14 protein-coding genes are annotated in these 13465 nt (G+C 58.6%); 6 read left to right on the top strand and 8 right to left on the bottom strand.

Annotated elements, in window-relative coordinates; translation table 11 throughout:
- Positions 1 to 92: 92 nt before the first annotated feature.
- On the bottom strand, positions 93 to 1598 hold the full coding sequence (glpK, locus tag KJF94_RS20825) for a glycerol kinase GlpK (protein WP_214378404.1): 1506 nt from the start codon (positions 1596 to 1598) through the stop codon (positions 93 to 95).
- Positions 1599 to 1671: 73 nt separating this feature from the next.
- Positions 1672 to 2523 carry an MIP/aquaporin family protein gene (locus tag KJF94_RS20820; RefSeq protein WP_214378402.1) on the bottom strand — a complete coding sequence of 284 codons (852 nt, stop codon included), beginning with the start codon at positions 2521 to 2523 and terminating at the stop codon, positions 1672 to 1674.
- Between the two features lie 369 nt (positions 2524 to 2892).
- On the opposite strand from KJF94_RS20820, the gene ybaK reads away from it, so the two are divergent.
- A complete protein-coding gene (ybaK, locus tag KJF94_RS20815) occupies positions 2893 to 3363 on the top strand; it encodes a Cys-tRNA(Pro) deacylase (RefSeq protein ID WP_214378399.1) in 471 nt (156 codons plus the stop codon).
- A 15-nt stretch (positions 3364 to 3378) separates the two neighbouring features.
- A complete protein-coding gene (locus KJF94_RS20810; protein ID WP_214378397.1) occupies positions 3379 to 4161 on the top strand; it encodes a PhzF family phenazine biosynthesis protein in 783 nt (260 codons plus the stop codon).
- Positions 4162 to 4301: 140 nt separating this feature from the next.
- Here KJF94_RS20810 and KJF94_RS20805 read toward each other — a convergent pair whose 3' ends face one another.
- Positions 4302 to 5411 (bottom strand): ABC transporter ATP-binding protein, encoded by a 1110-nt coding sequence (locus tag KJF94_RS20805; RefSeq protein ID WP_214378395.1) that lies wholly within the window; start codon positions 5409 to 5411, stop codon positions 4302 to 4304.
- A complete protein-coding gene (argF, locus tag KJF94_RS20800) occupies positions 5408 to 6328 on the bottom strand; it encodes an ornithine carbamoyltransferase (protein ID WP_214384919.1) in 921 nt (306 codons plus the stop codon). The genes KJF94_RS20805 and argF overlap by 4 nt, the downstream gene beginning before the upstream one ends.
- Positions 6329 to 6731: 403 nt before the next feature.
- Here argF and KJF94_RS20795 point away from each other — a divergent pair, with 403 nt between their 5' ends.
- The 3 genes from KJF94_RS20795 to grxD all read left to right on the top strand — a co-directional run bounded on the left by KJF94_RS20795 (position 6732) and on the right by grxD (position 9701).
- Positions 6732 to 7022, top strand: coding sequence for a hypothetical protein (locus KJF94_RS20795; RefSeq protein ID WP_150639464.1), 291 nt, complete (start codon positions 6732 to 6734; stop codon positions 7020 to 7022).
- A 134-nt stretch (positions 7023 to 7156) separates the two neighbouring features.
- Positions 7157 to 9262, top strand: a complete 2106-nt coding sequence (locus KJF94_RS20790; protein WP_214378393.1) for a molybdopterin oxidoreductase family protein — start codon at positions 7157 to 7159, stop codon at positions 9260 to 9262.
- A 97-nt stretch (positions 9263 to 9359) separates the two neighbouring features.
- Positions 9360 to 9701 carry a Grx4 family monothiol glutaredoxin gene (gene grxD / locus KJF94_RS20785; RefSeq protein WP_016773402.1) on the top strand — a complete coding sequence of 114 codons (342 nt, stop codon included), beginning with the start codon at positions 9360 to 9362 and terminating at the stop codon, positions 9699 to 9701.
- Positions 9702 to 9857: 156 nt separating this feature from the next.
- Here the strand turns inward: grxD and bfr are convergent, their stop codons facing one another.
- Positions 9858 to 10331, bottom strand: a complete 474-nt coding sequence (gene bfr, locus KJF94_RS20780) for a bacterioferritin (protein ID WP_017340571.1) — start codon at positions 10329 to 10331, stop codon at positions 9858 to 9860.
- A gap of 199 nt (positions 10332 to 10530) precedes the next feature.
- Positions 10531 to 10749, bottom strand: a complete 219-nt coding sequence (locus KJF94_RS20775) for a bacterioferritin-associated ferredoxin (RefSeq protein ID WP_008032160.1) — start codon at positions 10747 to 10749, stop codon at positions 10531 to 10533.
- 315 nt (positions 10750 to 11064) lie between these two features.
- Here KJF94_RS20775 and KJF94_RS20770 point away from each other — a divergent pair, with 315 nt between their 5' ends.
- Complete coding sequence (locus KJF94_RS20770) at positions 11065 to 11667, top strand: peroxiredoxin (RefSeq protein WP_017340570.1); 603 nt, start codon at positions 11065 to 11067, stop codon at positions 11665 to 11667.
- A 75-nt stretch (positions 11668 to 11742) separates the two neighbouring features.
- Here KJF94_RS20770 and rnt read toward each other — a convergent pair whose 3' ends face one another.
- Both rnt and pyrC read right to left on the bottom strand, forming a co-directional pair.
- Entirely contained in the window at positions 11743 to 12420 is a 678-nt protein-coding gene (rnt, locus tag KJF94_RS20765; protein ID WP_007938919.1) for a ribonuclease T, read from the bottom strand.
- Positions 12417 to 13463 (bottom strand): dihydroorotase, encoded by a 1047-nt coding sequence (gene pyrC, locus KJF94_RS20760; RefSeq protein WP_214378391.1) that lies wholly within the window; start codon positions 13461 to 13463, stop codon positions 12417 to 12419. Before pyrC ends, rnt begins: the two co-directional genes overlap by 4 nt.
- Positions 13464 to 13465 lie beyond the last annotated feature (2 nt).

Raw genomic sequence — 13465 nt, 5'->3', positions numbered from 1 at the left:
GCTTCCTTTGGGCTGCCGTGCAAAATTTGCCCATGATGCCGCAGGAATCTGCTCCCTACCAGTTACATACAGATACGAGTACTTACGTTGGCTTATTCAGCGCCTTCATGAGGTTCCCAATCACGAGTGCGGCTGACCGCTTTTTTCCAGCCGGCGTAGAGTTTTTCCTTCGCGGTTTCGTCCAGCGTCGGTTCGAACTCGCGTTCGATAACGGCCTTGCCGCGCAACTCTTCCAGGCTGCCCCAGAAGCCACACGCCAGACCGGCAAGGTAAGCGGCGCCCAATGCGGTGGTTTCGCGCATTTGCGGACGCTCGACCTGAGTGCCGAGGATGTCGGCCTGGAACTGCATCAGGAAATTGTTCGCCACCGCACCGCCATCCACGCGCAGGGCTTTCAGGCGTTCGCCGGAATCCTGTTGCATGGCGTCGAGCACGTCGCGGGTCTGGTAGGCAATCGACTCCAGCGCTGCGCGAATGATGTGATCCACGCGTACGCCGCGGGTCAGGCCGAACAGTGCGCCACGGGCATACGGGTCCCAGTAAGGTGCGCCCAGGCCGGTGAACGCCGGTACCAGGTACACGCCGTTGCTGTCCTTGACCTTGTTGGCGAAGTATTCGGTGTCGTGGGCGTCATTGATGATCTTCAATTCGTCACGCAGCCATTGAACGGTGGAGCCGCCGTTGAACACCGCGCCTTCGAGTGCGTAGGCCACTTCGCCACGCGGGCCGCAGGCGATGGTGGTCAACATGCCGTGCTTGGATTTCACGGCTTTGTCGCCGGTGTTCATCAGCAGGAAGCAGCCGGTGCCGTAGGTGTTTTTCGCCTGGCCTGGCTCGACGCACATCTGGCCGAAGAGGGCGGCCTGCTGGTCGCCGGCGATACCGCCGATGGCGATGCCGCTTTTGGTGTGGCCGTAGATTTCCGACGAGGACTTAACTTCGGGCAGCATTTCGCGCGGAATATCCAGCACCTCCAGCATCTTCGCGTCCCACTGCAAGGTGTGGATGTTGAAGAGCATGGTGCGCGAGGCGTTGGTGTAGTCGGTGACGTGCACCTTGCCGCCGGTAAATTTCCAGATCAGCCAGCTGTCGACGGTGCCGAACAGCAGCTCGCCTTTGCGCGCACGTTCACGGCTGCCTTCGACGTTGTCGAGGATCCACTTGAGTTTGGTGCCGGAGAAGTACGGGTCGGTGACCAGGCCGGTGGTGTCGCTGATGTATTGCTCGTGGCCGTCACGTTTCAGCTGCTGGCAGATCTCGGTGCTGCGGCGGCACTGCCAGACGATCGCGTTGTAGATCGGGCGGCCGGTGGTCTTGTCCCAGACCACGGTGGTTTCACGCTGGTTGGTGATGCCGATGGCCGCGACCTGATCGTGATGCAGGCCGGCTTGCGCCAGGGCCTCTACCATCACGGCGCTTTGGGTGGCGAAGATTTCCATCGGGTCGTGTTCGACCCAACCGGCTTGTGGGTAATGCTGGGCGAATTCGCGCTGGGCGGTGCAAACCACATTCGCGTCGCGGTCGAAAATGATCGCGCGGGAACTGGTCGTACCCTGATCGAGGGCAATGATGTAGTTCTTATTCTGAGTGTCGGTCATGTCGATTGCCTTGGACGAAAAAAGGGAGTGAGGTCAGGCGCGGACCACGGGGCGGGATCACGCGCCTACGGTATCAAGAAGTTCTTGGTTTGCCGTCAATGGCCGGTGTTGCTTCCTTTGTAGCAGGTGTGGCGCTGGGCAGATGACGGGCAATCAGCCCGCGATAAGCGGCAGCGCCGAGGCAGGCACCGACAATCGGTGCAAAAACAGGAATCAGGAAGTACGGGATATCACGCCCGCCGGTGAAGGAAATTTCACCCCAGCCCGCGAAGAAAGTCATCAGCTTCGGTCCGAAATCACGCGCCGGGTTCATCGCAAAACCGGTCAGCGGCCCCATCGAGCTGCCAATCACCGCAATTAGCAGGCCGATCAGCAGTGGCGCCATTGGCCCGTTGGGCAGACCGTTGTTGTCGTCGGTCAGGGACATGATCACGCCCATCAGGACGGCGGTGATGATCACTTCAACCAGGAAGGCCTGGGCGGTGGACAAGGCCGGGTTGGGGAAGGTGGAGAACACTGACGCCAGTTCGAGGCTGGCTTGAGTGCCACGAACCATATGGTGAGTTTGTTCGTAATCGAAGAAAAGATTGCTGTACAGCGTGTAAACCAACAACGCGCCGCAGAACGCGCCAGCCACCTGGGCAAGAATGTAGAAAGGCAGTTTGCGTTTTTCGAAGTCGGCGAAAATGCTCAGCGCGATGCTGACGGCAGGGTTGAGGTGAGCCCCGGAAACCCCGGCGGTCAAGTAGATCGCCATGCTGACGCCGACGCCCCAGATGATGCTGATTTCCCACAAGCCAAAGCTGGCACCCGCGACCTTGAGCGCGGCAACACAACCGGTGCCAAAAAAGATCAGCAGTGCAGTACCCAGAAACTCGGCCATGCATTGGCTGGAGAGCGACGGTTGTTGTAAAGCAGTTGTCATTGAAAACCTCTTTGTTTTTGTTGTCTGGCGCTTTTTTCGTCATGGCCAAAGCGCGATTTTCACCGAGGCAGGATCCCCATCCTGTTCCCGGCTTACTGCTGGGTGTTGCGTTGTCATGTTGTACGGTATTCAGATTCGAAAAAATATAGACAAGAAACACTGCTGTCAAAGGTCGAAAGTGAACTGTCGGTCACAATGCAACTATTAGTCACATGAATGATCGTTTTGTTTGGCGGGCGAGACGATCTCTGACGAACGGTAAAAGCCAGCGCCAAGCTGTGGAAACGCTGCCGTGATAGAGCCTTTTATGGAGCAATGTCCTAGAATCCAGCGCAGTATTTTTTCTCTGCCGCCCAGTCTGGAGCTGTCATGACCCCCGCATTGGATTTGTTGAAAAAAGTTCGTGCCGAACATCGCGTGCACAGTTACGAACATGATCCGAAGGCAGCGTCCTATGGGCTGGAGGCCGCGGAAAAACTGGGGCTGGCCCCGGCGCAGGTGTTCAAGACATTGCTGGCGGCCAGCGAGAAAGGGGAGTTATTGGTGGCTGTGGTGCCGGTCGTCGGAAGTCTGGACTTGAAGGGCCTGGCGCATGCGGCCGGCGTAAAAAAAGTCGAAATGGCCGACCCGGCCGCCGCGCAACGTTCGACGGGTTATCTGTTGGGCGGTATCAGCCCGCTGGGTCAGAAAAAGCGCCTGCGCACTTTTATCGACAATTCGGCTCAGCCCTTCGCCAGCATTTTTGTCAGTGCCGGTCGGCGCGGTCTGGAAGTGGAACTGGCTCCCGCGGTACTGGCCGAACACACCCAGGCCAAATTCGCCGATATCGGCCGCGCCTGAATCAGGGAGAAGGTTATGCAGCTTGAGTTTCATCAGGTCGATGCGTTTGGTGATAGGCCGTTCAGTGGTAACCCGGCGATGGTCTATCGGCTCGATGCCTGGCTCGCCGACGAGCTGATGCAGAAGATCGCCGCCGAGCACAACCTCGCCGAAACCGCCTTCGTGGTGCGTGAAGGGCAGGGCTGGCACATTCGCTGGTTTACTCCGACGACCGAAGTGCCGTTGTGTGGGCATGCCACCCTGGCCAGCGCGTATGTTTTGTTTGAGGTCTATAAAGAGTCCGCCGAGCAACTGGATTTCATTTGCAAATCCGGCCTGTTGAGTGTGAGTCGCGAAGGTGAGCGGCTATGGCTGGACTTTCCGGCGATCGTACCGTCTGAAGTAGGCGTGACACTGGATGTCGAACGCGCCCTGGGTACCGAAGTGGTCGATGTGCTGGGTTCAAATGAATTGTTCGTGGTGCTGGAATCGGAGCAGGCCGTGCTCGATTGCCAGCCAGACATGGTCGCGTTGGCCAAACTGCCGTGGCCAGGCGCTATCGTCACCGCCAAGGGCAGCAAGCATGATTTTGTGTCGCGGTACTTTGCGCCGGCGATTGGTATCAACGAAGATCCGGTCACTGGATCGACCCATTGCAGCCTGATTCCGTACTGGTCGAAACGTTTGGGCAAGTCGAGTCTGACGGCGTATCAGTGTTCGAAGCGCGGCGGGGAGTTGTTCTGCCGATTGGAAGGGGACCGGGTGAAGATTGGCGGGAATGCGACGCTGGTGGCGAGTGGAACGCTGATGTTGGGTTAACGCAATTCCTGTAGGAGCGAGGCTTGCCCGCGAAGGCGTAGTGTCAGTCAATGACGATATCGACTGACACTACGCCTTGGCGGGCAAGCCCTGCTCCTACAGTTCGCGGGCAAGCCTCGCTCCTACAGGTTTAGGGTGTATCAGCTGGCAGTGCTGTAGCGCCGGACTCCGGACTCGACTGCCGGTATCTGCGCCGCCGTGCTACCGGACGCCTGGAACAACACCAGATGTTCAGCCGCCACGCGAATGCCAACCTCTGCTCCCACCAGTTGATCAACATGGCTCGGGAATATCGATTCCAACTGCGCCCCGGTGGGCAACTGCAACCGATACAACGTCGACGCACCCTGAAACGACTTGCCGACAATCCGCGCCTTCAAATCGCTTTCCGGTGCATAAACGATATCGTCCGGGCGCAGCAGCACATCCACCGCACCGCCAACCGGCCAGGTGTAGGCACGATTACCACGCAATTGACCCAGCTCGGTCTGCACCGATTCCGGGCTGCTCAACTGACCGCGAATGAAGTAGCCCTGACCAATGAAACTGGCCACATACGGCGTCAGCGGTTCGTGATAGAGGTTGTAGGGCGTGTCCCACTGTTCCAGGCGACCCTCCTTGAAAACCCCCACATGATCGCTGACCGCGAAGGCTTCTTCCTGGTCGTGGGTCACCAGAATCGCACTGGTGCCACGAGCCTTGAGGATGTCGCGCACTTCGTGGCTGAGCTTGCGCCGCAGTTCGCCGTCGAGGTTGGAAAACGGTTCATCCAGCAGCAGCAATTGTGGTTCTGGCGCCAGGGCGCGGGCCAATGCGACACGCTGTTGCTGACCACCGGAAAGCTCGTGCGGGAAACGTTTGCCGAGGTTTTTCAGATTGACCAGTTCCAGAAGCTCTTCGGTGACGCGATCCTTTTGCGGGTGCTTGCGAATCCCGAACGCGATGTTCTCGGCCACGCTCAAATGCGGAAACAGGGCGTAATCCTGGAACACCATGCCGATACGGCGTTTCTCCGTGGCGAGGGTGAACCCGGCGCTGGAGATGGTCTCGCCCGCGAGGGTGATTTCACCTTCGTGTACCGGTTCAAAACCGGCAATTGCCCTCAGGGTCGTGGTTTTGCCGCAGCCTGAAGAGCCAAGCAGGCAACCGATGTCGCCGGCATTCAAATGCAGGTTCAAGTTCTGCACAACGCGCTGGTCCTGATAACCGCAGGCGAGGTTGCGCAGGTTTAGCAGTAGTGGCTGGCTCATGCGTGGTGATACGCCGGCTCGACGAGAAACTCGAGCAGGGCCTTTTGTGCGTGGAGGCGGTTTTCCGCTTGATCCCAGGCGACGGAGCGCGGGTCATCGAGCAGATCGAGGCTGATCTCTTCGCCACGGTGGGCGGGCAGGCAATGCATGAACAGCACGTCCTCGGCGGCCAGATCCAGCAGCGCGCGATTGACCTGGAACGGCGAGAACAGCTTCAGGCGCTTGGCGGTTTCTTCTTCCTGGCCCATGGAGGTCCAGACGTCGGTGCTCACCAGATGCGCGCCACGCACGGCATCCTTCGGGTCGCGAACGATGGTCACCCGATCTCCGGCCCTGGCCACGAATTCGGGGTTGGGTTCATAGCCTTCAGGGCACGCGATGCGCAGTTGGAAGTCGAACTGGATCGCCGCTTCTATATAGCTGTTGCACATGTTGTTGCCATCGCCGATCCAGGCCACGGTTTTTCCCTGGATCGAGCCGCGGTGTTCGAGGAAGGTTTGCATGTCGGCCAGCAACTGGCACGGGTGCAAATCGTCGGACAGGCCGTTGATCAGCGGGACGCGCGAATTTGCGGCGAATTCGGTCAGTGTGCTGTGGGAAAACGTACGGATCATCACTGCATCGAGCATGCTCGACATGACAATGGCGGCGTCGCCGATCGGTTCGCCGCGGCCCAGTTGGGTGTCGCGCGGCGACAGGAAGATGGCCTGGCCGCCGAGCTGGATCATGCCGGCCTCGAACGAGATACGGGTGCGGGTCGAGGACTTCTCGAAAATCATCCCGAGCACGCGGTTTTTCAGAGGCTCGAACAGTACGCCGCGGTTACGCAGGTCTTTGAGCTCAACGCCTCGACGGATCACGCTGACCAGCTCTTCGGGCGTGCAATCCATCAGGGAGAGAAAGTGCCTTGCGCTCATCATTGACTACCTTTTTGCAACAGACCGCAGATACTCAAAGCCTTGTTTAATTGAAACGGGCGAGACCTGCGGCGTAAGCCGCACGGGGCGACGAAATAGGGAAGGCGCGATCTTGACATTAAATGTCGCGTTTTTCCAATAGGCTACGGAGTTTAGGGGATTTCAGAAGGGCTACGGGGTGATTGCAGTAGCGCGTTTGAAGCCGGTTTCCTGACAGCAGCCCGTCATTTGTACACTGGGCTCGCGGGGCTTTGCAATCAAGCGGGGCGGGGATGGCGCTGTGGCGGTCGGTTTCTGACCCCTTGTTCGAGGCCGTCGATGGCAATGTGCCTCGTCTGAAACACTTGCTAATGCAATGTGCTGGGTTATAACTAAGTCACGAATGACGCAGGAAGCCTTTGGAATGGAATCGAAAGAACAGCAACTCATGGAACTGCTCGGCCTCACGGCCCGCTCACTGACGCATCTCACGGCTTCCATGACCTCGATGTCCTTCGAGCTTTTGCGAAGCAACGACGAGGTGACCAAGGCCGCTGGCCGGCGGATGATCGATCGCATGGCCACCATCAGCGCAGGTCTTGACGAGCACTGGCGACTGATCGGCGAACTTACCGGGGTGCATGTCGCCCACGAGCAGATCGAAACCATTCAGGAGATCCAGTTGCAGGCGCCGCCGAGGCTGCCGTCGAACTGATCCCTGTCGGCCATCGGCTGGCCTGATGGTCGCCGATTCACAAGACGAACGTCGCTGGCGTAGCGGCGGAGCGCAGGCCATAGTTTTGATCCCGCGGCCGATATTGCCCGCCAAGAACAAAACAGAGACTGGCCATGACCAAGACTCTCCATCACCGTGCCTGCCACCTGTGTGAAGCCATCTGCGGCCTGACCATCGAGACCACCGAGGCCGATGGCAATGTGCAGATCACCTCGATCAAGGGCGACGCCCAGGATACGTTCAGTCGCGGGCACATCTGCCCCAAGGCTGTCGCCCTTCAAGATATTCAAAACGATCCGGACCGTCTGCGTCAGCCGATGCTTCGGGTCGGTAGCGAATGGCAGCCTATCGAATGGGATGATGCCTTCAACCTGGTTGCCGAACGCCTGGCCGATATTCAGGCGCGGCACGGGCAGAACGCGGTGGCGGTGTATCAAGGCAACCCCAGCGTGCACAACTACGGGCTGATGACTCACAGCAATTACTTTCTCGGCCTGTTGAAAACCCGCAACCGTTTTTCCGCGACGTCGGTCGATCAGTTACCGCATCACCTGACCAGTCATTTGATGTACGGCCACGGTTTGCTGTTGCCGATCCCGGACATCGATCACACCGATTTCATGTTGATCCTCGGCGGTAACCCGCTGGCCTCCAACGGCAGCATCATGACCGTGCCGGATGTGGAAAAGCGCCTGAAGGCGATTCAGGCCCGGGGCGGCAAAGTGGTGGTGGTCGATCCGCGACGCAGCGAGACGGCGGCAATGGCCGACCAGCATCTGTTTGTGCGTCCCGGAGGCGATGCGGCGCTGTTGTTCGGGCTGCTCAACACCTTGTTCGCAGAAGACCTGACCCGCGACAGCCATTTGCCGGTGGACGGTCTGGATGAGGTGCGCGAAGCCGTCGCGGGTTTCACTGCCGAGGCCATGAGCCCGCTGTGTGCTGTGCCAGCCGAGCAGATTCGCCAACTGGCGCGGGACTTCGCGGCGGCGCCGACAGCGGTCTGCTACGGCCGCATGGGTGTCTCGACCCAGGCGTTCGGGACGTTGTGCCATTGGGTGGTGCAACTGATCAATCTGGTCACCGGCAACCTCGATCGAGTGGGCGGCGCGTTGTGCACCGAGCCGGCGGTGGACCTGGTGGCGTCCACCTCGGGCGGGCATTTCAACCTGTGGCAGAGCCGCGTGTCCGGGCGTCCGGAATACGGCGGCGAGCTGCCGGTGTCGGCGCTGGCCGAGGAGATGCTCACCGAAGGGGAAGGGCAGGTCCGTGCGCTGATCACCGTGGCCGGTAATCCGGTGCTGTCGACGCCCAATGGCCGACAGCTTGAACAGGCGCTGGACGGGTTGGAGTTCATGGTCAGTGTCGACCTGTACATCAACGAAACAACGCGCTATGCCGATCTGATCCTGCCGTCTACCTCGGCATTGGAAAACGATCATTACGACACCACCTTCAACATGTTCGCGGTGCGTAACGTCAGCCGGTTCAACCGCGCGATTCTGGCCAAACCGGAAGGCGCACTGCACGACTGGGAAATTTTCGTCGGGCTGGCCAAGGCCTTTGCCGCGAAGACCGGCAAGGAACTGAAACCGACGATTCCCCCCGCACAGATGATCGATCGTGGTTTGCGGATGGGCTTGTATGGCGATGCCTCGGAACACCAGCTCTCGCTGGCGACGTTGTTCGATCATCCGCATGGTGTTGATCTGGGTGCGCTGAAATCCAACCTTGCTCCGCGCCTTAAAACCGCTAACCAACGCGTTCAGGCGGCGCCCGCTGCGATTCTCGCTGACCTGACGCGGTTCGCTTCGTTGCAAGCGCCAGCTGCCGACGAGCTGCTGATGATCGGCCGTCGTCACGTACGCAGCAATAACTCGTGGATGCACAATTACCATCGTCTGGTGAAGGGCAAACCGCGCCATCAACTGTTGATGCATCCCGACGACCTGGCCAGTCGAGGGCTTGGCGACGGTCAGCGAGTACGGGTTAGTTCACGGGTCGGCGTGATCGAAGTTGAAGTGGTCGCGAGCCTGGATATGATGAAAGGTGTGGTCAGCCTGCCGCACGGTTGGGGTCATGCGCGGCCCGGCGTGCAGATGACGATTGCCAGCGGCCAGCCGGGTTCCAGCGCCAATGACCTGACCGACGAGTGTCAGCTCGACGAGTTGTCGGGGAATGCGGCGTTGAACGGTGTGCCCGTGACCGTGGCGGCGGCTTGATTGAGTCTGTCGGGGAGACCGAGCATGGCGCTCGGGTTTCCGTTACAATGCGCCACCGTGCCGACCCCTGAGTCGGAAAGTTCAGCCGAGGTGCTCCATGGATATCATCGAAACGATTAAAGAGCAGATTGCTAACAACACCATTCTGCTTTACATGAAAGGTTCGCCGAATGCCCCGCAGTGTGGCTTCTCCGCGAAAGCCGCGCAGGCCGTGATGGCATGTGGCGAAAAGTTTGCGTACGTGGACATCCTGCAGAACCCGGAAATCCGCGCCAACCTGCCAAAATACGCCAACTGGCCAACTTTCCCGCAGCTGTGGGTCGGTGGTGAGCTGGTCGGCGGTAGCGATATCATGACCGAGATGGCTGCAGACGGTTCGCTGCAAAGCACCATCAAAGCGGCTGTTGAAGCGGCTGCTGCCAACAAGTCAGAAGCCTGATTCGGTTCCTGTAGGAGCGAGGCTTGCCCGCGAAGGCTTTGTACCTGACACACCGCTTTCGCGAGCAAGCTTCGCTCCTACAAGAGCAGACATAAAAAAGCCCCGCCTCTTTAAGAGAGCGGGGCTTTTTATTGTCTCGAGTTTAGCGGACGCTAATTACTCTTCGCCCATCTGCGATTGCAGATAGTTCTCAAGACCGACTTTATCGATCAGGCCCAGTTGGGTTTCAAGCCAGTCGATATGTTCTTCTTCGGATTCGAGAATGTCTTCGAGCAGTTCACGGCTACCGAAATCGCCAACCGTTTCGCAATGAGCAATTGCGACTTTCAGGTCAGCGTGGCCGGTACGTTCGATACGCAGGTCGCACTCAAGCATTTCCTGGGTGTGCTCGCCGATCTGCAGCTTGCCCAGATCCTGCACATTCGGCAGGCCTTCCAGGAACAGGATGCGCTTGATCAGCTTGTCCGCGTGTTTCATCTCGTCGATGGACTCGTGGTATTCGTGCTTGCCGAGCTTGTTTAGACCCCAATCTTCATACATGCGCGCATGCAGAAAATACTGATTGATCGCGACCAGCTCATTGGCAAGGATCTTGTTGAGATGCTGGATGACTGTAATGTCGCCTTTCATGATGGGATCCTGCCCTGTAATAGCTGTCTATAAAGCAGAGTTTGAGCCGCGCAACTAAGAGTGTCAAACCTAAGTTATTGAAACTTAAGTGAAAATTAATCGGAATAAGAATGTTTGTGTTCCGCGTCTAGCGCGTAACCAATTGATTTTCAGGCATAAAAAAACCGGACATAAAGTCCGGTTCTTTGGAATAGGGTATTTACGCGGCAGTAAATTCTACAGGGAAAGGAATCGCAGCCTGGGCTGTTTGCAATTTGGTCAGGGTTTCACGCACCACTTCCTTGGCAAGGCAGGCGCATTTGCCGCATTGGCTGGCTACGCCGGTAGCCTGGCGGACTTCCTTGTAGCTGCAGCATCCTTCATAGATTGCTTCGCGGATTTGTCCGTCGGTGACGCCAGTGCAGAGGCAGACATACATAAGCTAAGAACCGTCGCTGGTGGTGACTCAGTTGCGATGGATCTTAATGTTAACGAGAATGATTGTCAAAGTGGTTTCTGAAAGCTTTGCGTTATAAGCGTGGATGGCTGACGAACGGTTTTCTCCAGGGCAATCTGCCAGTAATCGCGACGACGGCAATTTGAGGTGTTGGCGAAAAACCGTTGAGGACAGCTCAAAAACGCAGTGTATGATGGCCGGTCCTTATGAAGCGGGTGGGTGTCACAGGGCTGTCGCCTGAGGGTGACAGGCTGGCGCCAACCCGGAACTTCACGTTTTTACACCAGGAGATATTCAATGAGCGTACTCGTAGGCAAGCAAGCCCCTGACTTCACCGTACCGGCCGTACTCGGCAATGGCGAAATCGTCGACAGCTTCACCCTGTCGTCGGCCATCAAAGGCAAATACGGCCTGGTGTTCTTCTACCCACTGGACTTCACCTTCGTTTGCCCATCCGAGCTGATCGCTCTGGACAACCGTATGTCCGACTTCAAGGCACGCAATGTTGAAGTGATCGCCGTTTCGATCGACTCGCACTTCACTCACAACGCATGGCGCAACACCCCGGTGAACAATGGCGGTATCGGCCAGGTTCGCTACACCATGGCTGCCGACATGAAGCACGAAATTGCCAAGGCCTACGACGTTGAGTCCGAAGGCGGTGTGGCTTTCCGTGGCGCGTTCCTGATCGACGACAAAGGCGTTGTCCGCTCGCAGATCATCAACGACCTGCCGCTGGGCCGTAACATGGAAGAGCTGATCCGTCTGGTCGACGCTCTGCAATTCCACGAAGAGCACGGCGAAGTCTGCCCTGCCAACTGGAAGAAAGGCGACAAAGGCATGACCGCTTCGACCGAAGGCGTCGCGGCTTACCTGACCGAGAACGCTGCTGCCCTGTAAGGCGCGTTCGAGGCATAAAAAAACCGGCCGTTGAGGCCGGTTTTTTTATGGGCGGGATAAACCCGAGGGCTTGAATCAGTCGTTGTAGTCTTCCCAGCCGCCCATTTGCTTCCAGCGGTTGACGATGCCGCAGAACAGCTCAGCCGTCTTCTCGGTGTCGTAGCGAGCCGAGTGGGCCTCGCGACCGTCGAAGTCGATGTCGGCCGCCTGACAGGCTTTCGCCAGCACGGTTTGACCGTAGGCCAGACCGGCGAGGGTTGCCGTGTCGAAACTGGAGAATGGATGGAACGGGTTGCGCTTCATGTCCAGACGCGCAACCGCCGCGTTCAGGAAGCCCAGATCGAAACTGCTGTTGTGCCCGACCAGGATCGCTCGCTTGCAGCCGTTGGCTTTCAACGCCTTGCGGATGCCACGGAAGATATCGGTCAGCGCCGCTTCTTCACTCACGGCCATGCGCAGCGGGTGATCGAGTTTGATCCCGGTGAACTCCAGGGCAGCCGCTTCGATGTTGGCGCCTTCAAAAGGCTCGACGCGGAAGAAGTAGGTGTGATCCGGGTATACAAAACCCTTCTCATCCATGGCAATGGTGGTAGCGGCTATTTCCAGCAAGGCGTCAGTGGCAGAGTTGAAACCACCGGTTTCAACGTCGACAACGACTGGCAGGTATCCACGGAATCGAGCTGCCATCGGGTGGCGTGGACCACCTCCGCCGCCTTGACCGTCCTGTTCGTCGTCGAAATGGTCTTCACTCACGCGTGTTCCTCCAGCAGGCGCCAGCGCAGTTTTTCACCGGCGCGCAGCGGGATAACGGTCAGCTCGCCAAATGGCAGGCTGGTTGGGGCGGTCCACTCGTCGCGGACCAGGGTGATGCGATCGGTGTTCACCGGCAGGCCATAGAAGCGCGGGCCGTTAAGGCTGGCGAAGGCTTCGAGCTTGTCCAGCGCATTGCGTTGTTCGAACGCTTCGGCGTACATCTCGATCGCCGCATAAGCGGTGTAGCAACCGGCACAACCGCAAGCGGCTTCCTTGGCGTGCTGGGCGTGCGGCGCCGAGTCGGTGCCGAGGAAGAACTTGTCGCTGCCGCTGGTGGCGGCGTCGAGCAGGGCTTCCTGATGGGTATTGCGCTTGAGAATCGGCAAGCAGTAGAAATGCGGCCGAATTCCGCCGACCAGCATGTGGTTGCGGTTGTACAAGAGGTGATGCGCGGTGATGGTCGCGCCAACGTTGGCCGAAGCCTCGTTGACGAACTGCACGGCGTCCGCGGTGGTGATGTGTTCGAACACCACTTTGAGCGTCGGGAAGCGCTCGACCACACGACGCATGTGCTCATCGATGAAAAGTTTTTCGCGGTCGAACACGTCGACATCGCCACGGGTGACTTCACCGTGAACCAACAAAGGCATCCCGACTTCGGCCATGGCCTCGAGCGCAGGAAAAATCTTGTCGATGCTGGTGACGCCAGAGTCCGAGTTGGTGGTCGCGCCGGCCGGGTACAACTTGGCGGCGTGCACGAAGCCGCTGGCCTTGGCCTCACGAATTTCTTCGGGCTGGGTACGGTCGGTCAGGTAAAGCACCATCAATGGTTCGAAACGACTGCCGGCCGGGCGTGCAGCGATAATCCGCTGGCGATAGCCGTCGGCTTCAGCGGCGTTGCGCACCGGAGGTACCAGGTTGGGCATGATGATGGCGCGACCAAAGGTGCGCGCGACATCCGCAACGGTATTGGTCAACACGGCACCATCGCGAAGATGAATGTGCCAGTCGTCGGGACGCAGCAGGGTCAGGCGGTCGGACATGA

This window comes from Pseudomonas hormoni (assembly GCF_018502625.1).
Taxonomy (GTDB): domain Bacteria; phylum Pseudomonadota; class Gammaproteobacteria; order Pseudomonadales; family Pseudomonadaceae; genus Aquipseudomonas; species Aquipseudomonas hormoni.
Note: the sequence above shows the minus strand (reverse complement) of the source record. Positions and strands in the feature narration are given on the sequence as shown.